Source organism: Janthinobacterium sp. SUN033, assembly GCF_030397595.1.
Classification (GTDB): domain Bacteria; phylum Pseudomonadota; class Gammaproteobacteria; order Burkholderiales; family Burkholderiaceae_D; genus Janthinobacterium; species Janthinobacterium kumbetense.
Genome location: NZ_JAPQNV010000005.1, coordinates 570,950 through 594,764, shown reverse-complemented (window position 1 = coordinate 594,764; position 23,815 = coordinate 570,950). Strand labels below are relative to the sequence as shown.

The following is a 23,815-nucleotide window of genomic DNA, read 5'->3' as shown; positions in this document are numbered from 1 at the left end:
TTTGCCCTAGATTGCCGTGATTTGCCGAGTTTCCGCCCCACCCATGATTTTGCGTTCATGCATATACGCATATCGCATATAAGCAAATGCGTACTTAGTAGTTTGGATTAAACGCCAAGTTTATTACTATTGCGGGTACTTTGGGGGTGAAAGCATGACTTTGTCTTATATAGTCTCAGGATTTGCCGTAGGATTACTCGTAGGAATGACCGGCGTGGGTGGCGGTTCGCTGATGACGCCGCTGTTAACCTTGCTGTTTGGCGTGCCGCCTTCCGTGGCCGTGGGCACCGACCTGGCCTTCGCCTCGATCACCAAGAGCGCCGGCACGCTGACGCACCGTCTGCGCGGCACCATCCGCTGGGATATCGTCAAGCGCCTGTGCCTCGGCGCCCTGCCCGCCGCCGTCGTCTCGACCCTGGCGCTGAAATCGTTCGGCACCCTGTCGCCGGAAATCGGCCAGATCATCCGTTACTCGATCGCCGGCTCCGTGCTGCTGACCGTCGTGGCACTGATCTTCAAGGGCCGCATGCTGGCCTGGATCAATGCCCACCCCGAGAAACAATTACAAGGCAACAAGCTTGCCGCCGCGACCATTATTTCCGGCGCCGTGCTGGGCGTGCTGGTGACGGTATCGTCGATCGGCGCCGGCGCCATCGGCGCCACCTTGCTGGTGATGCTGTATCCACGCATGAGCTCGGCCGAAGTGGCCGGCACCGATATCGCCTACGCCGTGCCCCTGACGGCCATCGCCGCCCTCGGTCACTGGTGGCTCGGCTCCATCCACTGGGAATTGCTGGCCTCCTTGCTGGTCGGCTCCCTGCCCGGCATCACGCTCGGTTCCTGGGTCGCCCGCTCCGTGCCGGAAAAGTTTTTAAGAGTGCTGCTGGCGATGACCTTGACCGGCGTGGCAGTGAAGCTAATCTATTAATTGACCGACCATGTGACAAGAACAGTATCAAGAACATAATCCCAGGCAATCTTCCAGCACCCCGGCTTTTTTAGGAATTGATATGTACCATTACGATCAGTACGACCACCTCATCATCAAAGAACGCATCGCCCAGTACCGAGACCAGGTTGCGCGCCGTATCGCCAATGAGCTGACGGAAGAGGAATTCATTCCGCTGCGCCTGCAAAACGGCCTGTACATGCAGCGCCATGCCTACATGCTGCGCATCGCCGTGCCGTACGGCTTGCTGTCGTCGAAACAGATGCGCATGTTCGCGCACATCGCGCGCAAGTACGACCGCGGCTATGGCCACTTCACCACGCGCCAGAACATCCAGTTCAACTGGATTGAGCTGGAGCAAACACCCGACATCCTGACGGACCTGGCATCCGTGGAAATGCACGCGATCCAGACCTCGGGCAACTGTATCCGTAATACAACATCCGACCCGTTCGCCGGCGTCGCGGCCGATGAAATCATCGATCCGCGCCCGTACGCGGAAGTCTTGCGCCAGTGGAGCACCTTCCACCCCGAGTTCATCGCCCTGCCACGCAAGTTCAAGGTCGCCATCAATGGCGCCGAGGAAGACCGCGCCGCCATCGCCGTGCACGATATCGGCTTGACGGCCGTGCGCAATGCGGCCGGCGAAGTGGGCTTCAAGGTCATGGCCGGCGGCGGCATGGGCCGCACCCCGATCCTGGGCAGCGTCGTGCGCGAATTCCTGCCGTGGCAGCACTTATTGACGTATATCCAGGCCATCATGCGCGTGTACAACCTGCATGGCCGCCGCGACAACAAATACAAGGCGCGCATCAAGATCCTGTTGAAAGCCATCGGCGTGGAAGAATTCACGCGCCAGGTGGAAGCAGAGTGGGTCGATCTGAAAGATGGCCCGGAAACCTTGACGGCCGAGGAAATGCAGCGCGTGGCGGACTTCTTCAATCCGCCCGCCTATCTGGCCCTGCCGGAACTCGACTACAAAGCCGAACACGCGGACAACAAGGCGTATGTGAACTGGCTGGCGCGCAACGTCAAGCCGCACCAGCGCCCCGGCTACGTGGCCGTGGTACTGTCCTTGAAGAAAACGGGCGTGCCGCCGGGCGACGCGACGGCCGAGCAGATCGACTTCGTGGCCGACCTGGCCGACCGCTACAGCTTTGGCGAACTGCGCGTGACGCACGAGCAAAACCTGGTGCTGGCCGACGTGGAGCAATCGAAACTCTTTGCACTATGGCAAGAAGCCAAGGCGCACGGCCTGGCCACGCCGAACATCGGTTTGCTGACGGACATGATCTGCTGCCCCGGCGGCGATTTCTGCTCGCTGGCCAACGCCAAGTCCTTGCCGATCGCGGCCGCCATCGCGGAACGCTTCGACAGCATCGACTTCCAGCACGACATCGGCGAGATCGAACTGAACATTTCCGGTTGCATCAATGCCTGCGGCCACCACCACGTGGGCAGCATCGGCATCCTCGGCGTCGACAAGGATGGCAGCGAATGGTATCAAGTGTCGATTGGCGGCGCGCAAGGCAACAACGCGGCCATCGGCAAGATCATCGGACCATCGTTCTCTTCCCTGCAGATGCCTGAAGTCATCGGCCGCCTGCTGCACGTCTACGTGCGCGACCGCCACGAAGGCGAGCGCTTCGTCGATACGGCCCAGCGCCTGGGCCTGGCGCCGTTCAAGGAACACGTATATGCAACGCCGATCACCGTCGGCAACCTGGTGGGAGAAGACGAATATGTTTGAAGTACGCGAAGAAATCATCAAGAACGCCGCCGTGGTGCCGAATACCTGGGGCTTGCTGCGCCTCGATGAAAACGACACGCCGGAAACGGTGGTCGTTCCGGCCGGCAAGGTCATCGTGCCGTTGCTCGTTTGGCAAGCCCAGCGCGCAACCCTGGCCGCGCGCCTGCCCGACATCGGCGTGTGGCTGGCCAGCGACGAGCGCCCGGAAGAACTGGCGGCCGACGTGGCGCAACTGCCCGTCATCGGCGTGGATTTCCCGAAATTCACGGATGGCCGCGGCTACTCCATCGCCTTCAACCTGCGCGCCCGCCTGGGCTTCCAGGGGGAATTGCGCGCCATCGGCGACGTGCTGCGCGACCAGCTGTTTTCCATGCACCGCGTCGGCTTCGATGCGTATGCGACGCGCCCGGACCGCAGCATCCATGACGCACTGAAAGGGTTATCCGTGTTTTCGGAAACCTACCAGGCGTCGTGGGATCAAAAATCGCCGCTGTTCCGCCGCCACCAGCGCGAAGGCCAGAATCCTGACCTCGACAACGCGGCCGGCATCTGAGGGCCCATCATGAGCGATCTGACTTCTTTGATACACGCCACCGAGCAAACGCTGACACGCATCGCCGCGGATTTTTCGCCGGCCGTGTTCGCGTCCAGCCTGGCAGCCGAAGACATGGTGCTGACCGACATGATTCTCAAGGCGAAGCTCCCCATCGGCATCTTTTCCCTGGAAACGGGCCGGCTGCACCAGGAAACCCTGGCCGTGCTCGACAAGGTGAAAGCCCGCTACGACCACGACATCACCCTGTACCGCCCGCAGCCGGAAGCCGTGGCCGCCTACGTGGAACAGAATGGCTTGAACGCGTTCTACAATAGTGTCGAGATGCGCCGCGAATGCTGCCGCATCCGCAAGGTCGAACCGCTGGGCCGCGCCCTGGCCGGCAACAAGGCCTGGGTCACGGGCCAACGCCGCGCCCAGTCCACCACGCGCGCCGAACTGCACGTGCAGGAAGAGGACGCCGCGCATGCGATGACGAAATTCAATCCGCTGGCCGACTGGTCGGAAGAAGACGTGTGGGCCTATATCCGCGCCAACGACGTGCCCTACAACGCGCTGCACGACCAGGGCTATCCGTCGATCGGCTGCGAACCGTGCACGCGGGCCGTGCAGCCGGGCGAAGACGTGCGCGCCGGACGCTGGTGGTGGGAAAATCCGGATTCCAAGGAATGCGGCCTGCACATGGTGGACGGCAAATTGATACGCATCAAATCCGTGGCAGCTTGATCAGACACAACAGATACAGCAGAACAAGAAAGCACCCTATATGAGCAATATTTTGAACCAGCGTCACCTCGACAGCCTTGAATCGGAAGCCATCCACATCATGCGCGAAGTGGCGGCCGAATCGGCCAACCCTGCGCTGCTGTTTTCCGGCGGCAAGGATTCCGTCGTCCTGCTGCGTTTGGCCGAGAAAGCCTTCCGCCCAGGCAAGTTCCCGTTTCCCCTCGTGCATATCGACACGGGCCACAACTTCCCGGAAGTCATCACTTTCCGCGACAAGAAGGTGGCCGAGCTGGGCGAGCGCCTGATCGTCGGCTCCGTGGAAGACTCGATCAAGCGCGGCACCGTGCGCCTGCGCAACCCGGCCACGGATTCGCGCAATGCGGCGCAAGCCGTGACCTTGCTGGAAACCATCGCCGAACACGGTTTTGACGCCTGCATAGGCGGCGCCCGCCGCGATGAAGAAAAAGCGCGCGCAAAGGAACGCATCTTTTCCTTCCGCGACGAATTCGGCGCATGGGACCCGAAAGCCCAGCGTCCGGAACTGTGGGACCTGTATAACACCCGCGTGCATCCCGGTGAAAACATGCGCGTCTTCCCCATCTCGAACTGGACCGAACTGGACGTGTGGCAATACATCGCCCGCGAGAAACTGGAATTGCCACCGATCTACTTCGCGCACGAGCGCCAGGTGATCCCGCGCAACGGTTTATTGGTGCCGCTGACGGATCTGACGCCGCCGCGCGAAGGCGAAACGGTGGAAACGCAAGTCGTGCGCTTCCGCACGGTGGGCGACATTTCGTGCACCTGCCCCGTGTCGTCGGATGCGGCGACGGTCGACGCCATCATCGCCGAAACGGCAATCACGCAAATCACGGAACGGGGCGCCACCCGCATGGATGACCAGACGTCCGAAGCCTCGATGGAAAAACGCAAGAAAGCAGGGTATTTCTAATGAACGCAGCAATCCAGAACACCAATCTCACCGACAGCGTCGAACGCGGCATGTTGCGCTTCATCACGGCCGGTTCCGTCGATGACGGCAAGAGCACCCTGATCGGCCGTTTGCTGTTCGACAGCAAGGGCATCTTCGCCGATCAGCTCGACGCCATGTCGCGCTCCAAGCACAAGCGCACGGTGGGCGACACGGTCGACCTGTCGCTGCTGACGGACGGCCTGGAAGCGGAACGCGAGCAAGGCATCACCATCGACGTGGCTTACCGTTACTTTGCCACGCCGAAACGCAAATTCATCATCGCCGACACGCCCGGTCACGAGCAATACACGCGCAACATGGTCACCGGTGCATCGACCGCCGACGCCGTCATCATCCTGATCGACGTGTCGAAAGTCAAACTGGGTGACGATGGCAGCGTGGAACTGTTGATCCAGACCAAACGCCATTCGACGATCGCCCATTTGCTGCAGATCGAGCACGTGGTCGTGGCCGTCAACAAGATGGACCTGGTCGACTACGATGAAACGGTGTACAACCGCATCGTGGCCGCCTACCGCGAATTCGCCCAGTCGCTGGGTTTGAAGGACATCACGCCGATCCCGCTGTCCGCCTTGACGGGCGACAACGTCGTCGAACGCGGCGACAAGCTGGGCTGGTACACGGGCCCGACCCTGATCGAGTTGCTCGAATCGCTGTCCGTCTACGACGAATCGCACGACACGCCGTTCCGCTTCCCCGTGCAGCTGGTGGCGCGCCACAATGGCCACGAAGCGAACGACTTCCGCGGCTACATGGGCCGCATCGAAGCGGGCAAGGTCAGCATCGGCGACACCCTCGTGGTGCAGCCCTCGGGCCAGACGGCCACCGTCAAGGATATCGTCACCCTGGACGGCTCGCTGCCGACGGCCGTGGTGGGCCAGTCCGTGACCTTGCTGCTCAATGAATACCTGGATATTTCGCGCGGCGACTTGCTGGCGAGCAACGATCGCCCTGCCACCCTGCTGAAACAGGTGGTGGCCGACGTGTGCTGGCTGTCGGAAGACGCGCTGGACCTGCGCCGCAAGTACTGGATCAAGCACGGCACGAAACAGACGGCGGCCAAGGTGACGGCGATCGAATCTATCCTTGACATCAACACGCAGCAGCGCCACCCGGCCGAAGGCTTGAAGCTGAACGACATCGCCCGCATCAGCCTGAACGTGCAGCAGGCGCTGGCGGCCGACGCGTATGCCGATATCCGCGCCACGGGTGCGTTTATCCTGATCGATGAAGTGACCCACCAGACGGTCGCGGCCGGCATGGTCCGGCTCTAACCCGCGTCTCGACCAAGAAAGGCAGCCATATGAACAGCTCCCCATCTCTCCCCGGCAAGGTTTACCTGGTCGGCGCCGGCCCCGGCGCACAAGACCTGATGACCTTGCGCGGCGCGCGCCTGCTGGCGCAAGCGGACGTCGTGCTGCACGACGCGCTGGTCACCGAAGAGATGCTGGAGCTGTGCCCGCAGGCGCAAAAAATCCTGGTCGGCAAGCGCTGCGGCCAGTTGTCGACGGCGCAGGCGTTCATCAACAAGCAACTGGTCGACAACGCGCGCAAGCACGCCGTCGTCGTGCGCCTGAAAGGGGGCGATCCCATGCTGTTCGGCCGCGCCGACGAGGAATTGCGCGCGCTGGAAGAGGCGGGGATCGCCGTCGAAGTGGTGCCCGGCATCACCACGGCCCTGGCGGCCGCGGCCGCGGCGCAGCAGCCGCTGACCAAGCGTGGCGTGTCGCGCAGCGTCGCCTTCTTTACTTCCAGCACGGCGCCGGGCGAACCGGACCAGACGCGCATTCCCGACTGCGATACCCTGGTGCAATACATGGGTGGCCGCGAAGCCATCGCCACGGCCCAGCGCCTGCTGGCCCAGGGCCGCCGTGCCGACACCCCGGTGGTGGTGATTGAAAACTGCAGCCGCCCGGACCAGCGCATCGTGCGCCTGCCGCTGAGCAGCCTGGCGCATGGCCTGGGCCACACCCACGGCCCCGTGCTGGTGATGCTGGGCGACGCCATGGCCACGCGCGCGCACCAGGTCACGGAAGCAACGGTCGCCATTCTGGCGCGCCATGCTTGAATAAACACACCGTATTTTACCGACTTTAAAGTCAGTAACTGACGTCTTCCGAGGAAACATGATACGATGCTCACGCATCTTTTCTCGAGAAGTTGTTGCGTGATAGCAAGAAAATCACGCTTCGCCCCGCCATAGCGCTTGCTGCGCGGCCTCCCTGCTGACGGGAGCCGCCCGGCAATCTCCCCGAAAAAAGCTGCGCCCGCAGGCTGCAATACCGCGCCGCGCAACTTGAGCCGTCACAATCAACAATGAATTTCTCTTCCGTGCGCGAAGCCCTGACTTCGCTCAGCCGCAGCAATGCCGGCGTCGCCGGCGCTGTGCTGCTCAGCATGCTCGCCTCCATCGCCCTGTGGACGGTGTTCCCGAATATCGACGATGAAAACCACTTACTGGAATGGCTGCAGGCGCTGTTCCTGGCCCTGGCCTGCACCGTGCACGGCACGCGCGCCTGGCAAGAGACTGACCGCCAATCCTTGCGTTTCCTCATGCATGCCGGCTTGTCGGCCCTGCTGTTCGGCTTCCTGCTGCGCGAACTCGATATCGACCAGTTCGGCACGGCGCCCGCCTGGGCCCAGCTGGAAAAAGCCCTGCGCGTGGTGGAACTGCTGATATTGATACGCGTGCTGATCTTTTTCGCACCGCGCGCGCGCAAGGTATTTGCCCATGCGCCGCAGATTTTCAGCATGCGCATCACCATCCTGACGGCCATCGGCGGCTTGCTGATGGTTGCCGGCTGGCCCTTCGACAAGAAGGTCTTCCATGGCATGCCGGACGCCTATGCGCTGCTGGGCGAGGAAGTCTTCGAACTGGGCGCCTATCTGCTGCTGTTCCTCGCTTCGCTGTCCGACAGCGCGGCCGCCGCCCGCATCAGCCTGGCGCCGAAGACAAAGCTGGCCTAGCCCAGTTCAAACGAGGATGGCAGCGGCAACAGCCGCTGCAAGGTAGCGGCCACGCGCAACAGGCGCGGGTCGTCGTCCTCGGCCTCGTCGCAGGTATCGTTGATACAGAAAAACGGCAAGCTGCCGAAACGCGCCGCCAGCTCCTCGAGCTGCTGCGGCGCCTGCGCATCGCCGCTGGCGATATGCAGCGGGTCGAGCATGCGCGAGCGCGCCAGCCCCTGATGCACCATCCAGCGCGGCACCAGGTCGGGCAGCAAGGCCGGCACCTGCCACGAGCGGAACACCGTCGCGCGCACGCCTGCAAACATGGCCGGCGCCAGCCCTTCCAGTACCTGCAGCGCGCTTTTCAGCATGGGCCGCGGCGCATGCGCATACAGGCGCGGTTCATGCCGGTAATCGGCGTACTGCGCCGACAGCCATTGCCGCGACAAGGTGGCGCAATTGACGGGCGCCGCCACATCGGCGCGCAAGCCCTGCAACTCATCCTGCAGCGTGCTCTCCGTGAAAACACTCAAACGTCCGTCCCCTTCCCCGCCAAACCAGAATGCGGGTTCGAACGGCGCGCCGAAAAACACGTCGTCGTTCAGATACAGGAAACGCTCGGACAGACCCGGAATATGGTGCAGATACGATTCGATATGGCCGGAATCGAACACCGGCAGGGATGCATCGGGCATCAGGCTGGCATGGTCGATCACCGTCAGGCGCGATGAGGCGCGCAGCCAGCGGGGCACTTGCCGGTCCGTCAGCAGGTAGACATGGCCGTGGCCGGGGAAGAAGCGCTCGAGCGCGCGCAGGTTGTAGCGCAGTTCGCCATTGTCGCGGTAGCGCCCCGCCACGTTGCCGTGCAGGGCCAGCTGGCCGGGATGCGCCTGCGCCCAGGCGGCATATGCCTGCTGCCGGCGCGCGCGCCAGGCGGGATCGGCGCCGTCCACCCACAGGTAGACGATGTCGATGCCGCTCAAGGCAGAGGGCTGGAGCCTGGCGCCGCCACGCAGTAATCGGCGATGGCGGCAAGCACGCTGGCGTTCTCGCCCACCGCCTCGACCACCTTCAGGCGCAGTGCCGGATGCTGCTGGCGCAATTCTTCCAGCAACAGCGGCAAGTCGCGCAGCACATGTCCGCCCTGCCCCAGGAACACGGGCACCACGGTGGCGTCCAGGATGGCGCCGGCGGGCAGCTGGGCCAGCAGGGTCGCCACCAGTTCGGGCAGGCGCGGCGACATCAGCTCCAGGAAGGCCAGGTGCACGCCGGTGCCGGGCATGCGCGCCTGGGTCAGGTCGCGCAGGCGCTCGAAGGGCGCGGCCCACGATGCGGCGCGCGCGCCATGGGCAAACAGGATCAGCGCCTGCTGCACGTTCGTCTCCATCAGTGCCGCTCCACCCACCACAGGGCGCCCAGCGCCAGCAGCAGGTACAGGGCGCTCGGCGCCACCGCCGTCAGGAAGGCCGGCCAGGTGCTGAGCAGCCCTAGATGCGAGAACAGGGTGTTGACCAGCATGAAGCTCACGCCGATCATGATGCCGATGAAGATCTTCAGGCTGATGCCGCCGCTGCGCGTATGCATGTAGGCGAACGGCAGCGCCAGCGCCATCAGCACGAAAATGGCCAGCGGATCGATCAGTTTTTTCCAGAAGGCGATGCGGAAACGCTCGGTTTCCTGCTTGTTCTCGGCCAGGTGGCGCGTGTACACGGCCAGTTCGCTGGCCGACATGCGCTCGGGATCGGACGCCGACACCGTCAGGATCTTCGGCGTCACTTCCGACGTCATGTCCTTGCTGGCGCTTTGCACCGTGCGCACCAGGCTCGTTTCCTGCCCATAGTAGTTCGCCAGCTTCGGCTCGAAGCCGGGCGAGGCGGCCGCGCTGTTCGAGAACGACGTTTCCGTCACCTCGGTCAGGCGCCAGATATTATTGCCCTGATACGTAGCTCCCTTGGCCACGGTCAAGGTGCGCAAACGCATATCGGTGTCAAATTCATACAGCTTGACGTTTTTCAGCTGGCCGTCCGGACGCGCTTCGCCGACATTGAAAAAGCGCGAACCGGTGACGGTGCCCGTCAAGCCCTCGCTCTTGACCATGTCCTTGGTCCACAGGCCGGAGCGGAATTCGCTCGATACGGCCGCGCCGCGCGAGGTCAGCTTGAGGCGTTCGGCCAGCGGTTCCGTGCGCGGCGTGATCAACTCGCCGAAGATGAAGGTGATGACGACGAAGACGATACCGATGCGGAACAGGAAACCGGCCGCCATCGCCGTCGACATACTCGATGCGCGCATGATGGTAAATTCGGAGCTGGCGGCAAACTGCGCCATCGTGTAGATGGTGCCGATCAGCGCCGCGATCGGCATCACCTCGTACACGTGTCCCGGCACCAGCACCAGCACGTACAGGAAGGCATACTGGATGGTGTAGCCGTTGCGCCCCACCTTGGGCAGTTCGCCCGTCAGGTCGATGAAGGCTTGCAGTGCCAGGAAGGCCAGCAGCACGAACAGCACCGCCTGGAATATCGAGACCGCAAAATAGCGCTGTAAAATCTTCATTTCGATGCCGCTTTACTTGTGTTGCCGGCACGGCGCGCGCGCTTGAAAGCCGCCAGCAGGACCAGCGGATGATAGCGGTGGTTCACATTCAGGCGCCACGCGAACAGCCCCACCACGGCCAGCGCCGCCAGCAGGTGCAGCGGCCACCAGGCCAGGCCGAAGGTCAGGCGGCCCTGCTTCACGCTCGCTTCGATGACCTTGATCAGGTTGCTGTACGTAAAGAAAATCAGCAGGGCGATGATCAAATTGGTCGAACTGCCGGCACGCGGATTGACAAAGCCCAGCGGAATGGCAAGCAGGATCAGCATCAGGCCGATCAGGGGCGCACTCACCCGCCACAGCAGTTCGGCCATGGTGTAGGGATTCGGCTCGGCGATGAGCGCCATGGTGCTCATGGCGCGCACGCCCAGTTCCGCGCCCAGTTCCTGCTGCTTGCTCTCGATGCGCATGATGTACTGCTCGAATTCCATGGTCTGGAAGTCCGCCTGCGTCGGCACGCCCTGGTAGCGGCGGCCGCTCTTGAGCACCAGGAAGCGTTCGCCCTTGGCGTCGGTATTGATCACGCCTTCCTTGGCGACGACGACGACGGCGCTGCCTTTTTCATCGACGGTATTGACGAAGACGTTCTGCACCACGGTCTTCTCGCCGCTGACGCCCTCGACGAAGAAGATGCGGTTGCTGCCGGCCGATTCGCGGAACTGGCCAGGCGTGACTTTCTGCAGGTCTTCGCGCTTCTCGAAGCGCGCCACGTATTCATCGCTCTTCTTTTGCGCCCACGGCGTGGCGTACAGGCTCAGGATGCCGGTGGCCAGCACCAGCGGCAAGCCGAAGCTGAGCACGGGCCAGATCCAGCGCGACAGGCTCAGGCCGGAGGCAAACCACACCACCATCTCCGACTCCTTGTAGCTGCGGGTGACGACCATCAGCACCGAGATGAAACCGGTGAGGATGAGGATGGTGGGCAGCTGCATCAGGGCGGAAAAAACCATCAGCGACATGACGTCGGACGACGCGATCTTGCCGCCCGCCGCCTTGCCGAGAATACCGATCAGCATCCAGGTGAGCAGGATGCTGAACAAAACTGTGAAGGTGGCCCCGGCGGCACTAGCCAATTCACGTCGAAGGGCGCGTTGAAAGATCATTCGGAGTTTATAATTCGGGTCAGTTAGTTGAGTAACACGTTACTAGTAAATGAAAACGGAGAACCAAATGGACTTTAGCATAAAAGCATTCGATACCAAGAGCACCCTCGGCACGGCCAAAAGCGGATGCATCGCGGTTGCGGTATTCGAAAACAAAAAACTGTCGCCAGCGGCAAAATCGCTGGACAGCAAGGGTGCGATTTCGGCTGCGCTGAAGTCCGGCGACATCAGCGGCAAGCCTGGCAGCACTTTGCTGCTGCGCGCAGTCGATGGCGTCGCCGCCGAACGTGTTCTGCTGGTAGGCATGGGCAGCGATGACGCTGTCAGCGAAAAAAGCTTCTCGACCGGCGTACAAGCCGCACTGAAGGCCTTCGGCTCGCTGGGCGCTGCGGACGCCATTATCGCACTACCGCTGACTGAAGTGAAAGAGCGCGACGTAAATTGGGCAATCCGTTGCGTGGTGCAAGCCGCCCACGACAGCGAATACCGCTGCGACTCGCAAAAAAGCAAAAAAGATCCGGCACCGGCAGGCGTGCGCAAGATCGTCCTGGCGGCGCCTGCAACGGCAGCCACGCGCGGCGCGCTGGCGCAAGCCATCGCCATCGCCAACGGTTCCGACCTGACGCGCAACCTGGGCGACCTGCCGGCGAACATCGCCAATCCGACCTACCTGGCCAACACCGCCAAGCAGCTGGCCAAGGATTACAAGTTCGAAGTCGAAGTGCTGGACCGCAAACAGCTCGAAGCGCTGAAAATGGGCAGCTTCCTGTCCGTCACCAACGGCAGCGAGCAGCCACCGAAGTTCATCGTCCTGAAACACATGGGCGGCAAGGCCAAGGATGCGCCAGTGGTCCTGGTCGGCAAGGGCATCACCTTCGACACGGGCGGCATTTCGATCAAGGCCGGTCCTGGCATGGATGAAATGAAGTACGACATGTGCGGCGCCGCCTCGGTCCTGGGCACCTTCCGCGCCATCGGCGAAATGAACCTGAAGCTGAACGTCATCGGCGTCATCGCCGCGTGCGAAAACATGCCGTCGGGCCGCGCCACCAAGCCGGGCGACATCGTCACCTCCATGAACGGCCTGACCATCGAAGTGCTGAACACGGATGCCGAAGGCCGTCTGGTGCTGTGCGACGCGCTGACCTACGCCGAACGCTTCAAGCCGGCAGCCGTGGTCGATATCGCCACCCTGACGGGCGCTTGCGTCGTCGCTCTGGGCCACCACAACAGCGGCCTGTTTACGCGCAGCGATGCGGCGCATGACCAGCTGGCCAATGAATTGCTGGCAGCGGGCAAGCAGTCGAGCGACACGGCATGGCGCATGCCGATCGAAGAGGCGTACAACGAGCAGCTGAAATCGAACTTCGCCGACCTGGCCAACATCGGCACGCCAGGCGGCGGTTCGGTGACGGCAGCGGCCTTCCTGGAAAACTTCACCAAGAAGTACACCTGGGCGCATCTGGACATCGCCGGCACGGCGTGGAAGTCAGGCGGCTCGAAGGGCGCGACCGGCCGTCCAGTGCCACTCTTGACGACGTTCCTGATCAACCGAGTGTAAGAGAACGCCAGACCAAACCTACTGCGCGGGGCTATTGGCAGCCGGCGATGCTCGCTGTACATAAAGTACAGCTGCGCTTCTCGGCCACCACTAGCTCCCGCTCGCTACGGTTTTGTCAGGCGTCGTTACGCAAGAAGGCAGCCGCCATGGTCACTGACCCTGGCGGTTTTTTTATGTGCAGTTGAATCAGTAGACGACGGGATTGGGCAGAGGCGATGGCGCCACTTTGGGCTGCACCACCGTTTCCGGCACGGCGGCCGCTGGCGGCGGCACTGAAATCGGCGCGGGCGGCGGCGCCAGGCGCGCGGGATCCTGCATGACGATGGTCAGAATGGACGGGTAGTCGAAACCGGCGCCCGTGTTGCGGTCGACGAAATAGCCGACGCCCAGGGTCAGGATGACATTGCCCCATACGCTGCCATTGAGCTTGGGATCGATATGGTCGTCCGTCGCGATGGCGGGCGAACCGTGCTTGCGGCAATCGACCTTCAGCGGTTCCTGGCTCTTGCGGATGGTGATGCGCCCGGGCGTGGTAACGAACCACTTGCCCACGTCGTTGCTGAGGATGCAGCCGGCGCCCGTCAACTCGCGGTTGTCCTGGATGGTTTGCACCAGCACCATCTGCTCGGTGTTGCCCGTCAGCGTAGCGCAGCCGCCCAGGCCCAACAGCAGCAGCGTCCTGGCGGCAAAGGGAGCAGACAGCGGCACGCGCATGGGAGATCGCTTAACGGACGGGAATCGGCTGGTCGCCAGGCACGGCGACGGCGGTGACGCTGTTTTTCGGACTGCCTTCGATCAGGCGGTCGGAATACACGAGGTAGACCAGCGCATTGCGCTTGCTGTCGACCATGCGCACGACGCGCACGTGCTTGAAGAAGATCGAGGCACGCTCGGTAAACACTTCTTCCTGGCGCGGCAGCTTGCCCTTGAATTGCAGCGGCCCCACCTGGCGGCAGGCCACGGCCGCATCGGCCTTGTCTTCGGCCAGGCCGACGGCGCCCTTGATGCCGCCTGTCTTGGCGCGCGACAGATAGCAACTGACGCCGGCGACGCGCGGATCGTCATACGCTTCGACGACGATCTTGTGGTCAGGGCCGATCAGTTTGAACACCGTGTCGACCGAACCGATGGTTTCGGCATGCGCCGTGGCGCAGGCAAGGCCCAGCACCAGAGCGGCAGGCAGCAATTTACGCATGAAGAGTATCCCGGGCACGCACGCAGGCGGCCATCAGTTGATGGGAGCGAAACGCTGGACCATGACGCCTTCAACTTCGATCAGTTGAAAGAACACGTCTTTCGGCCTGGTCCAGATGGAACCGTCGGCGGCGCGATACACGATCATCGGCGTCAGATCCGCTTCCAGCGTGGCTTCGCACACCAGTTCATAAATGCCGCCCTTGTAGTGCCGATAACGCATCGCCGTCCCCTCAAGCCGTGGAATCTTCGCTCTTGTCGTCGGCCAGTGCCTTCTGCTTCTGCTTCAGGCCCTGGATCACTTTCAGTATGCCTTCCATGCCGGCCGCGCCATCGGCGCCGCTGAAGGCGTCGAGCACCTCATTGAGCACCTTGTTGCGCACGGTCGCTTCATCGGAAGACATTTCCAGCGCGCGCTGGGCTTTCGCCGCCTTTTCGGCCGCGCTCACGCGCGGCTTGGCAGCCGTCTTGCCATGCGTCAGAGCAGCCTGCCAGATAACCCAGCGGCGCTGGGTCTCGAAAATCAGGTACTCATCCGGTTTGTCTTCTCTTCGCCGCACAATGTGGCCGTCACGCTGCGCCCACGCTTCAAATGCAGTTCGCATTTTCTTCCTTTGCAAATGCTACGCGCAAGTCTCACTATTAAAACTGCAACATTTCAAAATAGTACCATCTATTGATGTCGCAAAACAGTCTCATAGATATAGTACTGCAATTTATATAACAAGTCTGGCGGCGCCAAGGACGGAATTGACACTCCGTCCCCGGCACAGTGGTCATGTAATCGGAATAGCAATTACAACTAATTACAACTGCTTCCTGTTCGGTTCTTAACTTGGCTGTAACAAAGCCGTATGACACAGTTGTTACACGGTGCCATTTTAGTAGTTTTTATCGCGTTTTAGCGAGAAACTTTACACCTTTGTCGCGTTAAACGGCCAGACGCATCCTGCCGCGCCAGCCACTTATGCCAAATCAAACATAGGGGTTGATCAATGATACACAAAAACATAATATTCATGCGCCACGATTGGTTAAGTATAAATATTTTATCTGCACTCTTTTTCCCGGCCAGTAAATAAAGCCCGCACCGGCCAGGCAGCGCAGGACGCCGGCGACACGCATGCGGTAAGATTCGCGCCTATCGATACCTATTCAAGCAAGGATTTTTCCCATGAAACTCGCCACCTGGAACGTCAATTCGCTCAAAGTGCGCCTGCCGCAAGTGCTGCAATGGCTGACGGACAACCCGGTCGACATACTCTGCCTGCAAGAAACCAAGCTCACGGACGACAAGTTCCCCGTCGCCGAAATCGAGGCGGCCGGCTACCAGGTGGTCTTCAGCGGCCAGAAAACCTACAACGGCGTGGCCATCCTGTCGAAGCTGCCGATCACCGACGTGGTGAAGAACAACCCGCGCTATGAAGATGCGCAGCAGCGCATCCTGGCCGCCACCATCGGTGGCGTGCGCGTCGTCTGCGCCTACGTGCCGAACGGCCAGAGCATCGATTCGGACAAGTACGAATACAAGCTGGGCTGGCTGGCCGCCCTGCACGACTGGCTGGCCGAAGAAGCGCAGCAGCACCCGCAGCTGGCCGTCGTCGGCGACTACAATATCGCGCCCGACGACCGCGACGTGCACGACCCCGTCGCCTGGGCCGGCCAGGTACTGGTCTCGGACAAGGAACGCGCCGCCCTGCAGCGCCTGTTCGACCTCGGCCTGACGGACGCCTTCCGCCTGTTCGAGCAGGCGGACAAATCGTTCAGCTGGTGGGATTACCGCCAGCTGGGCTTCCGCCTGAACAAGGGCCTGCGCATCGACCACATCCTGCTCTCGCCCGCCCTGAGCGCCCGCTGCACGGCCTGCGTGATCGACCGCGTGCCCCGCAAGTGGGAACAGCCGTCCGACCATGCACCCGTCGTGGCCACCATCGACTAGACAATGCGCGCATCATCGACAGTGGAGCACTCGCCCCGCAAGTGGGAACAGCCGTCCGACCATGCGCCGTCGTGGCAACGATTGATTAACTAAGGGCTATCCGCTCCAGCAAGGCCTGTGCATTCGCGGCAGGCACGGGAGCGGAAAACAGATAGCCCTGCGCATAGCGGCAGCCGTTCGCCTGCAGCAGGGCGAACTGCTCTTCCGTCTCCACGCCCTCGGCCACGGCCGACAATTGCAGGCTGTCGGCCAGCGCGATGATGGCCGCCACGATGGCGCGGTCTTCCCCGCTGTGTTCGAGGTCCTTGATGAAGGCGCGGTCGATCTTGACCTTCTTCACGGGGAAGCGCTTCAGGTAGGCCAGGCTGGAATAGCCGGTGCCGAAATCGTCGATCGACAGGCGCAAGCCCATGCCATTGATCTGCCGCAAAATCTCCAGCGTATGCTCGCCATGCTGCATCAGCGCCGTCTCGGTGATCTCGAATTCCAGCAGCGCCGGGTCGATGCCCGTTTCCCGCACCACGGTCCCAATGGCAGCCACCAGGCCCTTGTGCATGAACTGGCGCGGCGACAGATTCACCGCCAAGGGCACGGGCTGCAAGCCCTGGCGCTGCCAGGCCATGCTTTGTTCGCACGCCTGGCGCATCACCCACTCGCCCACCGGCACGATCAAGCCGTTTTCCTCCATGATGGGGATGAAGCGGTCCGGCAGCACCAGGCCGTGGCCGGGACGGCGCCAGCGCAGCAGCACTTCCATGCCGTGCAGCCGGCGCGTGGCGATATCGATGACCGGCTGGTAAAACAGCTCGAACTGCTGCAGCGCCAGCGCCGTGCGCAAGCTGCTTTCCAGGTCGAAGTGCAGGGCCGCCGCCTGGTTCATCGTCTGCGTGAAGAACTGGTAGTTGTTGCGGCCATTGCCCTTCGCGTGGTACATGGCCGCATCCGCATGGCGCATCAGCGCGTCGACATCGCCGCCATCGTCCGGATACAGGCAGATGCCGATCGACGGCGTCACGTGCAGCACGTGGCCGTCGAGCGGAAAGGCGGGCGTCAGCGCCTCGATGACCTTCTCGGCCACGTGCGCCGCTTCGTCGCTGCCGCGGATGCCCGGCACCAGCACGACGAATTCATCGCCGCCCAGGCGCGCCACCGTGTCGCTGGCGCGCACGGCGCCGCACAGCCGGGCGGCCACTTCCTTGAGCAGCAGGTCGCCCGTCATGTGGCCCAGCGAATCGTTGATGGTCTTGAAGCGGTCCAGGTCGATGAACATCACGGCCAGCTTGCGCCCGGAGCGCTGCGCGGCCAGCATGGCCCGCTCCAGCCGGTCCGACAGCAGCGCGCGGTTCGGCAAGCCCGTCAGGTTGTCGTGGTACGCCATGTGATGCACCCGCGCCTCGGCCTGGCGCCGCTCGACGATTTCGCCCTGCAGCAGCAGGTTGGCGCCGGCCAGTTCGGCCGTGCGCTCCTGCACGCGCAATTCCAGCTCGTCGCGCGCGCGGCGCACCGCCTCGGCCGCCTCGCGGCGCGCCGTCACGTCGTCGACCAGCCACACGGAACGGCCATGCGCATGCGCCAGATCGAACGGCCGGCCGGACAGGCGCGCCCAGAAGCGGCTGCCATCCTTGCGCACCAGCTGGTATTCGGACATGTGCACCCTGCCCGCATCGAAATCGCGCGCCGTCTCGCCGCGCGCCGCCTTCCACGCGGCCACGTCGGGATACAGGGCCTGCACCGACAGGCCGTTGATCTCGCCCGGTCCATAGCCGAACAGCTCTTCCATCTTGCTGTTGGCGCGCAAATTGTGGCCGCCCTCCACCACCGAGATGCCCAGCACGGCGCTGTCGAGGATGGCCTGGTTTTCCAGCAGCGCGTTGCGCAGGGATTCTTCGGCGCGCTTGGCCTCCGTGCGGTCCTCGATGATCCAGATGGTGCCGGCGGCGGGATCGTCGGGATTGACGACGTAGGCGATCAGCTGCGCCCACAAGGTGCTGCCGTCGCGGCGCATCATTTCCACTTCCGTCTGGAAGGGCTTGGCCACGGACAGGAAGGGAAAGGCCGCCGCGCCCAGCAATTCGTAGGATTGCTGCGACACGTACAGCGCGCGCCCGGGCAAGCCCAGCGCCTCGTCGCCGCTGTAGCCGAACATGGCGGCAAAGCCCAGGTTATAGCGCGTGATCTGGCGGTTCTTGGTATACAGGATGCTCACCGAGGCATTCGTCATGATGGCCGCCACTTCCATCTGCGTCTGGCGGCTGGCCGTGACGTCTTCCAGGATCCAGATGGCGCCCTGCTCGCTGTGCGCCTGGTCGACGGCCTTGGCGCGGATGCGGCACCAGAACAGGCTGCCGTCGCGGCGGCGGAACAGCGATTCATCCTGCTCGTACGGCAAGCCCTGCCCCAGCAGCGGCGTGGCTTGCACGCCAAACGCCTCGTAGGCGGCGGGGGAAGGAAACAGCTCGGCGGCGGGCAAGCCCGTCATCTCCTCCTGCGCGTAGCCGAACATTTCGGCGAAGCGGGGATTGCAGCGCAGGACCAGGCGCGAACGGGAAAACAGGATGCCGACGGAGGCGTTGTCGAGGATAGCCTGCTGCTCCAGCATCAGCTGGCGCGTCGCCTCCTCGGCCGCCTTCTGCGCGCTGCGGTCGTCGAATAGCCAGATCGTGTCGCGCAGGCCGCGGTCCGTCTGGCTCTCCGGATTCAGGACATAGCCATACGCCAGCGCCCAGAAAGTGGAACCGTCGCGGCGGCGCATCTCCATCTCGCCCTGGAACGGCTGGCCGCGCCGCAGCAGGGGTGACGCCTGCCTGACGACATTTTCATACGCCGCGCGCGACGGATACAGGTCGGCGACGGCCATGCCCACGCCGCTGTCGCCATCGAAGCCGAAGCATTCGGCAAAGCGCCGGTTGTAGCGCAGCACGCCCTTGTCGCGCTGAAAACCGATGGCCAGCGGCGCGTTATCCATCACGGCCTGCATTTCCAGCATGGCGCGGCGCAGCTGGTCTTCATCGCGCCGGTGGTCGCTGATATCCTCGATGATCCAGACCGTACCGTCATGCGTATTGAGGGGATCGACGGCGCGCCCGTGCAGGCGGCTCCAGAACAAGCTGCCGTCCTGGCGCCGCAATTCCAGTTCGGTGCGGTACGGCTTGCCCTTCGACAGCAGTGGCGCCGCTTCCATCCCCAGGGCGCGGCAATGCTCGGCGGAGCGGTACAGCACCGCGCCCGGCATGCCCGTCAACTGGTGGCGCGCGTAGCCGAGCATCTCGGCGGCGCGGATATTGCACTCTTCGATGAAGCCGCCCTTGGAAAAGACGATGCCGACGGCCGCGCTTTCCAGGATGGCCTGCTGCTCGAGCAGGGTCTTGCGCAAGGCTTGCTGGTCGCGCTGCTGCACGCGGATGTCGGCAAACACGAGGGTCGCGCCGGGCAAGCCATCGTCCACCAGCAGGGGCCGGGACCAGACCTGCACGGCGATGGCGCCCGCCGCCCCTTCCAGGCTGCTGTCCCAATGCCGTTCGCGCCCGGCCGCACCGAGCGCGCCGCGCAGCATGCTGGTGCTCGACGCGCGGTAGGCGTCCGTAAAGCAGTCGGCCAGCAGCCGGCCCGCGATATCCCGGCCCAACAGGGCCTGCAAGGCGCCATTCGCCGCCACCACCATGCCGCAGGCATCGCAGGCGCAGGCCGGCAAGGCGATCAGTTGCAAGGCATCGGCGATGAAATCGGGACTGGTCGGTACGCGGTTCATGGACACCATGGGACGGTTAAGGACAAGATAAACATGCGCCTGGGAAAAAGATTCTTACAAGCATCATGGTGCTGCTAGATCATAAACCAGTTTCCCACGGTTTTTTCATATTCCTTATTGGCAATATCTGAAACACCACAGACCACCTGCAACACGCCCGTTGCAACGCCGTTGCATGGCTGGAAAATGAAACAAATCGTTTAGAATAAAGCATGCGCCGCCCTCCCCAACCTCCGCTCGACCACCGCGACAAACCCGTCATCTGGACCGTCTCCGTCTCGCGCCTGTTCGACCTGTTCCGCGACATCACGCTCGAATACGACGACCTGGCGACGATCGAACCGATCAACCTGGGTTTCGACGACGCCGTGCGCCACATCCGCGAACGCATGGCCACGGAGCGCTGCGACGCCGTCATCGCGGCCGGTTCGAACGGCGCCTACCTGAAAGGCCGGCTGTCGGTACCCGTCATCATCGCCAAGGCCAGCGGCTACGACGTGATGCAGGCGCTGGCGCGCGCGCGGCGCATCTCGCCGCACATCGGCGTCGTCACCTACCAGGATCCGATGCCGGAACTGGCCGAATTTGCCGCCACCTTCGGCTTCCAGATCGCGCAGCGCACCTACGCCACCGAGGAAGACGCGCGCGCGCAGATCAATGAACTGAAGGCGGCCGGCGTCAAGGCCGTCGTCGGCGCGGGGCTCGTCACCGACCTGGCCGAAGAGGCGGGACTGGCCGCCGTCTTCGTGTATTCGGCCACGGCCATCCGGCGCGCCTTCGACGACGCGCTGGAGCTGGCGCGCCTGACCCAGATCGAATCGAACCGCGGACGGCGCGCGGTGGTGGCCGACACCCTGCGCGCGCGCCACGGCCTGCACGATTTGCGCGGCGAATCGGAAGCGATGGAAGCGCTGCGCCAGTCGGTAGTGCTGTATGCCCGCTCGCCGGCGACGGTGCTGATCCAGGGCGAGACGGGCAGTGGCAAGGAACTGGTGGCGCAGGCGATTCACCGTGAAAGCCCGCGCAGCCTGGGCGCGAACCGGCCCTTCATCGCCATCAATTGCGGCGCCATCGCCGAATCCCTGCTGGAATCGGAACTGTTCGGCCACGAGGATGGCGCCTTCACGGGTGCGCGCCGGGGCGGCCATGCTGGCCTGTTCGAGGCGGCCAACCACGGCACCCTGTTCCTCGACGAAATCGGCGAAATGCCGCTGGCACTGCAAACGCGATTGCTGCGCGTGCTGGAAGAGCGCGAAGTGGTGCGCGTGGGCGGCACGCGGCCCATCGCCATCAATGTGCGCATCATCAGCGCCACCCATTGCGACCTGGAACAGCGCATCCGCGAAGGACGCTTCCGCGCCGACCTGTTCTACCGCCTGGCCGTGCTGCGCCTGCATTTGCCCGCCTTGCGCGAACGCGCCAGCGACGTTCCCGGCCTGGCCGAATGGTCGCTGAAAAACGCGCTGGCGGCGCTGGGCTCCCGCCCGCATCCCAACCTGCACGCGGAAATCCAGGCTTGCGCGCCGCTGCTGCGCCGCTACGACTGGCCCGGCAACGTGCGCGAACTGCGCAATCTGGCCGAACGCCTGGCGCTGTTCCTGGCCGCCGAACCGCTGCAGGCGCTGACGCCCGCCTTCGTGCTGGGCGTGGCGCCGGAACTGGCCAACGCTGCCGGCACGGCGGCGCTGCCGCCGGCGCCGGCCACCGCCATTGCGCCGCGCCTGGAAGACGAGAGCGCCAGCGCCGTGCTGGCGCGCTTCGGCGGGCGCCGCGACGCCGCCGCCCAGTACCTCGGCATCAGCCGTACCACCTTGTGGCGCCGCCTGCGCGCCGGCTGATTTTTCCAACCAGACAAAAAAACACCATGGACGACTGGGCTCACTTGCACGATTTATGGCAGCGCTGCACGGGACAAGGCGCCGCGAGCGGCAACCCGGGACTGGCGCGCGACCACAGCGACATCAAGGCGCTGTACGCACGCGGCATTTCGATGGAAGACGCGCTGCACTTCCTGTATCAGCAACGGCCGACCCTGCAAGCCTACACGGACTGGATCGCCGCGCGCACGCGCCCACGCCCGGCCCATGTCGCCAGCGCGCACGAGGACGTGCTGTCCGCCGCCGAGCTGCGCCATTTCGAGGAGCACGGCTACCTGGTGCTGCGCGGCGCCGTGCCGCGCACGCAGTGCGCCGCTGCCCGGACGGCCATCTGGGACTACCTGGGCGCCTCCCCGGACGATGCGGCATCGTGGTACCAGCCGCACCCGGGCAAGCGGGGCCTGATGCTGCAGTTTTCCGACCACCCGGCCCTCGAGGAAAACCGCCACGTCGCGCACATCCGCCACGCCTACCAGCAGCTGTACGGCACTGGCGCCGGCATCTACGCCAGCATCGACAAGGTGAGCTTCAATGCTCCGGAAACGCCGCAGCACCGTTTCCTCGGCAGCGCCCTGCACTGGGACGTCAGCCTGCAGCAGCCGATTCCGTTCAAGCTGCAAGGCATGCTGTACCTGAGCGACTGTCCGGCGCAACACGGCGCCTTCCACTGCGTGCCCGGCTTCCAGCACCGCATGGCTGGCTGGCTGGAGCAAGTGCCGCCAGGGCGCCAGCCGCGCGAATGGGCCGTCGACGACTTGCGGCCCGTACCCGTCGAAGGCATGGCCGGCGATTTCATCATCTGGCACCAGGCCCTGCCCCATTGCGCCACGCCCAACCGCGGCCCGGTGCCGCGCATGGTGCAATACCTGACCTACCATCCGGACCACTGCCAGGACCACGATGGATGGATCTGAGCCGCTCATCCTGCCCTGGCGCCGCTCATCCCGCGGCGCTGGCCGCGCGTTCCCGGCGCCGCTAGCATGGTCGTCAAGGAGGAGTACCCCATGAAACGAACACTGCAAACATTGATCCTGCTCAGTACGGCGCTGCTGGCGGGCGCCAGCCAGGCCGCCGCGCCCCAGGCCTTCACGGTCGAGGTCACCGGACAAGGCCGTCCCCTGATCCTGATTCCCGGCCTCGCATCCTCGGGCGAAGTGTGGCAAGCCACCGTGGCGCGCCTGTGCGGCCCGCAGGCCGCGCGCCAATGCCACGTGCTGACATTGGCCGGCTTTGCCGGCGTGGCACCCATCGCAGGCGACCTGCTGGCGCAGGCGGAACAACAGCTGGCCGACTACATCGGCACCCGCAAACTGGGCCAGCCGGCCATCATCGGACATAGCCTGGGCGGCTTCCTGGCACTGAAAATGGCCATCGACCATCCGGCGCAAACGGGCAAGCTGGTGATCGTCGATTCGCTGCCGGCGCTGGGCGCGACGCAGCAGCCCGCCATCACGCCGGAGCAGCTGCAAGCCATGTCGCAGCAGATGCAGGCGGCCATGCGGGCCCAGGATGCGGCGGCCGCCAGCGCCAGCCAGCGCCGCACCGTCGCGGCCATGGCCAGCGCGCCGACCGACGTGGAACGCATCATCGGCTGGGGCCAGCGCTCGGACCGCGAAACGGTGATCAGGGCCATGGGCGCCCTGATGGCCAGCGATTTGCGCCAGGACGTGGCAAAAGTGCAGTCGCCCACCCTGGTGCTGGGCACCTGGATCGCCTACAAGGACTACGCGCCGCGCGCCGCCATCGAAGCCACGTTCCAGCAGCAGTACCGCCAGCTGCCCGGCGTGCAGATCGCGCTGGCCGACACGGCGCGCCACTTCATCATGTACGACCAGCCGGACTGGATGTTCGGCCAGATCGAGCAATTCCTGCGTTGA

General features: G+C 63.7%; 22 protein-coding genes. 13 read left to right on the top strand and 9 right to left on the bottom strand.

From position 1 onward, the window contains the following. The first annotated feature begins 154 nt into the window (after positions 1 to 154). The 8 genes from OX460_RS23285 to OX460_RS23250 all read left to right on the top strand — a co-directional run bounded on the left by OX460_RS23285 (position 155) and on the right by OX460_RS23250 (position 7,939). The gene (locus tag OX460_RS23285; protein WP_289900080.1) at positions 155 to 928 is read left to right on the top strand and encodes a sulfite exporter TauE/SafE family protein; all 774 of its coding nucleotides are present in this window, start codon (positions 155 to 157) and stop codon (positions 926 to 928) included. Between the two features lie 82 nt (positions 929 to 1,010). Then, positions 1,011 to 2,699: a nitrite/sulfite reductase gene (locus OX460_RS23280; protein WP_289900079.1), complete on the top strand. Its 1,689-nt coding sequence runs from the start codon at positions 1,011 to 1,013 to the stop codon at positions 2,697 to 2,699. Beyond that, a complete protein-coding gene (locus tag OX460_RS23275; RefSeq protein ID WP_099665033.1) occupies positions 2,692 to 3,252 on the top strand; it encodes a DUF934 domain-containing protein in 561 nt (186 codons plus the stop codon). Before OX460_RS23280 ends, OX460_RS23275 begins: the two co-directional genes overlap by 8 nt. Positions 3,253 to 3,261: 9 nt before the next feature. Next, positions 3,262 to 3,978, top strand: a complete 717-nt coding sequence (locus tag OX460_RS23270) for a phosphoadenylyl-sulfate reductase (protein WP_289900078.1) — start codon at positions 3,262 to 3,264, stop codon at positions 3,976 to 3,978. Between the two features lie 40 nt (positions 3,979 to 4,018). Then, positions 4,019 to 4,930: a sulfate adenylyltransferase subunit CysD gene (gene cysD, locus OX460_RS23265; RefSeq protein WP_176390377.1), complete on the top strand. Its 912-nt coding sequence runs from the start codon at positions 4,019 to 4,021 to the stop codon at positions 4,928 to 4,930. After that, entirely contained in the window at positions 4,930 to 6,246 is a 1,317-nt protein-coding gene (locus OX460_RS23260) for a GTP-binding protein (RefSeq protein WP_251350055.1), read from the top strand. Before cysD ends, OX460_RS23260 begins: the two co-directional genes overlap by 1 nt. 29 nt (positions 6,247 to 6,275) lie before the next feature. Further along, complete coding sequence (gene cobA, locus OX460_RS23255) at positions 6,276 to 7,040, top strand: uroporphyrinogen-III C-methyltransferase (RefSeq protein ID WP_289900077.1); 765 nt, start codon at positions 6,276 to 6,278, stop codon at positions 7,038 to 7,040. Between the two features lie 248 nt (positions 7,041 to 7,288). Next, entirely contained in the window at positions 7,289 to 7,939 is a 651-nt protein-coding gene (locus tag OX460_RS23250) for a hypothetical protein (RefSeq protein ID WP_099665037.1), read from the top strand. Here the strand turns inward: OX460_RS23250 and OX460_RS23245 are convergent. The 4 genes from OX460_RS23245 to lptF are packed head-to-tail and all read right to left on the bottom strand — an operon-like array spanning position 7,936 to position 11,619. Beyond that, complete coding sequence (locus OX460_RS23245) at positions 7,936 to 8,904, bottom strand: Stealth CR1 domain-containing protein (protein WP_289900076.1); 969 nt, start codon at positions 8,902 to 8,904, stop codon at positions 7,936 to 7,938. The genes OX460_RS23250 and OX460_RS23245 overlap by 4 nt on opposite strands. Then, entirely contained in the window at positions 8,901 to 9,308 is a 408-nt protein-coding gene (locus OX460_RS23240; RefSeq protein WP_099665039.1) for a CbiX/SirB N-terminal domain-containing protein, read from the bottom strand. Before OX460_RS23240 ends, OX460_RS23245 begins: the two co-directional genes overlap by 4 nt. Further along, positions 9,308 to 10,477, bottom strand: coding sequence for an LPS export ABC transporter permease LptG (gene lptG, locus OX460_RS23235; RefSeq protein WP_289900075.1), 1,170 nt, complete (start codon positions 10,475 to 10,477; stop codon positions 9,308 to 9,310). Before lptG ends, OX460_RS23240 begins: the two co-directional genes overlap by 1 nt. Beyond that, entirely contained in the window at positions 10,474 to 11,619 is a 1,146-nt protein-coding gene (gene lptF, locus OX460_RS23230) for an LPS export ABC transporter permease LptF (RefSeq protein ID WP_077401100.1), read from the bottom strand. Before lptF ends, lptG begins: the two co-directional genes overlap by 4 nt. 67 nt (positions 11,620 to 11,686) lie before the next feature. On the opposite strand from lptF, the gene OX460_RS23225 reads away from it, so the two are divergent. Beyond that, positions 11,687 to 13,180, top strand: a complete 1,494-nt coding sequence (locus OX460_RS23225) for a leucyl aminopeptidase (RefSeq protein ID WP_289900074.1) — start codon at positions 11,687 to 11,689, stop codon at positions 13,178 to 13,180. 186 nt (positions 13,181 to 13,366) lie between these two features. Here OX460_RS23225 and OX460_RS23220 read toward each other — a convergent pair whose 3' ends face one another. From OX460_RS23220 to OX460_RS23205, 4 genes are read right to left on the bottom strand one after another with little or no spacing between them, the layout of a single operon-like run. Beyond that, a complete protein-coding gene (locus OX460_RS23220; protein WP_289900073.1) occupies positions 13,367 to 13,894 on the bottom strand; it encodes a hypothetical protein in 528 nt (175 codons plus the stop codon). 10 nt (positions 13,895 to 13,904) lie between these two features. Beyond that, complete coding sequence (locus OX460_RS23215) at positions 13,905 to 14,375, bottom strand: CreA family protein (protein ID WP_289900072.1); 471 nt, start codon at positions 14,373 to 14,375, stop codon at positions 13,905 to 13,907. Positions 14,376 to 14,408: 33 nt separating this feature from the next. After that, the gene (locus OX460_RS23210; protein ID WP_034782199.1) at positions 14,409 to 14,597 is read right to left on the bottom strand and encodes a DUF1653 domain-containing protein; all 189 of its coding nucleotides are present in this window, start codon (positions 14,595 to 14,597) and stop codon (positions 14,409 to 14,411) included. A 10-nt stretch (positions 14,598 to 14,607) separates the two neighbouring features. Beyond that, the gene (locus OX460_RS23205) at positions 14,608 to 14,979 is read right to left on the bottom strand and encodes a hypothetical protein (RefSeq protein WP_034751548.1); all 372 of its coding nucleotides are present in this window, start codon (positions 14,977 to 14,979) and stop codon (positions 14,608 to 14,610) included. A 569-nt stretch (positions 14,980 to 15,548) separates the two neighbouring features. Here OX460_RS23205 and xth point away from each other — a divergent pair. Beyond that, positions 15,549 to 16,313, top strand: a complete 765-nt coding sequence (xth, locus tag OX460_RS23200) for an exodeoxyribonuclease III (protein WP_289900071.1) — start codon at positions 15,549 to 15,551, stop codon at positions 16,311 to 16,313. An 85-nt stretch (positions 16,314 to 16,398) separates the two neighbouring features. On the opposite strand, the gene OX460_RS23195 is transcribed toward xth, so the two are convergent. Further along, on the bottom strand, positions 16,399 to 20,061 hold the full coding sequence (locus tag OX460_RS23195) for an EAL domain-containing protein (RefSeq protein ID WP_289900070.1): 3,663 nt from the start codon (positions 20,059 to 20,061) through the stop codon (positions 16,399 to 16,401). Between the two features lie 212 nt (positions 20,062 to 20,273). Here OX460_RS23195 and prpR point away from each other — a divergent pair, with 212 nt between their 5' ends. The 3 genes from prpR (at position 20,274) to OX460_RS23180 (ending at position 23,815) form a co-directional block, all read left to right on the top strand. After that, positions 20,274 to 21,899: a propionate catabolism operon regulatory protein PrpR gene (gene prpR / locus OX460_RS23190; RefSeq protein WP_289900069.1), complete on the top strand. Its 1,626-nt coding sequence runs from the start codon at positions 20,274 to 20,276 to the stop codon at positions 21,897 to 21,899. 26 nt (positions 21,900 to 21,925) lie between these two features. Further along, positions 21,926 to 22,852 (top strand): phytanoyl-CoA dioxygenase family protein, encoded by a 927-nt coding sequence (locus OX460_RS23185; protein WP_289900068.1) that lies wholly within the window; start codon positions 21,926 to 21,928, stop codon positions 22,850 to 22,852. A 90-nt stretch (positions 22,853 to 22,942) separates the two neighbouring features. Next, complete coding sequence (locus tag OX460_RS23180) at positions 22,943 to 23,815, top strand: alpha/beta hydrolase (RefSeq protein ID WP_289900067.1); 873 nt, start codon at positions 22,943 to 22,945, stop codon at positions 23,813 to 23,815.

Bases quoted from the DNA above. Each gene is read 5' to 3' on its own strand.
- OX460_RS23285 (WP_289900080.1), top strand. From the start codon at position 155: ATGACTTTGTCTTATATAGTCTCAGGATTTGCCGTAGGATTACTCGTA.
- OX460_RS23280 (WP_289900079.1), top strand. From the start codon at position 1,011: ATGTACCATTACGATCAGTACGACCACCTCATCATCAAAGAACGCATC.
- OX460_RS23275 (WP_099665033.1), top strand. From the start codon at position 2,692: ATGTTTGAAGTACGCGAAGAAATCATCAAGAACGCCGCCGTGGTGCCG.
- OX460_RS23270 (WP_289900078.1), top strand. From the start codon at position 3,262: ATGAGCGATCTGACTTCTTTGATACACGCCACCGAGCAAACGCTGACA.
- cysD (WP_176390377.1), top strand. From the start codon at position 4,019: ATGAGCAATATTTTGAACCAGCGTCACCTCGACAGCCTTGAATCGGAA.
- OX460_RS23260 (WP_251350055.1), top strand. From the start codon at position 4,930: ATGAACGCAGCAATCCAGAACACCAATCTCACCGACAGCGTCGAACGC.
- cobA (WP_289900077.1), top strand. From the start codon at position 6,276: ATGAACAGCTCCCCATCTCTCCCCGGCAAGGTTTACCTGGTCGGCGCC.
- OX460_RS23250 (WP_099665037.1), top strand. From the start codon at position 7,289: ATGAATTTCTCTTCCGTGCGCGAAGCCCTGACTTCGCTCAGCCGCAGC.
- OX460_RS23240 (WP_099665039.1), bottom strand. From the start codon at position 9,308: ATGGAGACGAACGTGCAGCAGGCGCTGATCCTGTTTGCCCATGGCGCG.
- lptG (WP_289900075.1), bottom strand. From the start codon at position 10,477: ATGAAGATTTTACAGCGCTATTTTGCGGTCTCGATATTCCAGGCGGTG.
- lptF (WP_077401100.1), bottom strand. From the start codon at position 11,619: ATGATCTTTCAACGCGCCCTTCGACGTGAATTGGCTAGTGCCGCCGGG.
- OX460_RS23225 (WP_289900074.1), top strand. From the start codon at position 11,687: ATGGACTTTAGCATAAAAGCATTCGATACCAAGAGCACCCTCGGCACG.
- OX460_RS23220 (WP_289900073.1), bottom strand. From the start codon at position 13,894: ATGCGCGTGCCGCTGTCTGCTCCCTTTGCCGCCAGGACGCTGCTGCTG.
- OX460_RS23215 (WP_289900072.1), bottom strand. From the start codon at position 14,375: ATGCGTAAATTGCTGCCTGCCGCTCTGGTGCTGGGCCTTGCCTGCGCC.
- OX460_RS23210 (WP_034782199.1), bottom strand. From the start codon at position 14,597: ATGCGTTATCGGCACTACAAGGGCGGCATTTATGAACTGGTGTGCGAA.
- OX460_RS23205 (WP_034751548.1), bottom strand. From the start codon at position 14,979: ATGCGAACTGCATTTGAAGCGTGGGCGCAGCGTGACGGCCACATTGTG.
- xth (WP_289900071.1), top strand. From the start codon at position 15,549: ATGAAACTCGCCACCTGGAACGTCAATTCGCTCAAAGTGCGCCTGCCG.
- OX460_RS23195 (WP_289900070.1), bottom strand. From the start codon at position 20,061: ATGAACCGCGTACCGACCAGTCCCGATTTCATCGCCGATGCCTTGCAA.
- prpR (WP_289900069.1), top strand. From the start codon at position 20,274: ATGCGCCGCCCTCCCCAACCTCCGCTCGACCACCGCGACAAACCCGTC.
- OX460_RS23185 (WP_289900068.1), top strand. From the start codon at position 21,926: ATGGACGACTGGGCTCACTTGCACGATTTATGGCAGCGCTGCACGGGA.
- OX460_RS23180 (WP_289900067.1), top strand. From the start codon at position 22,943: ATGAAACGAACACTGCAAACATTGATCCTGCTCAGTACGGCGCTGCTG.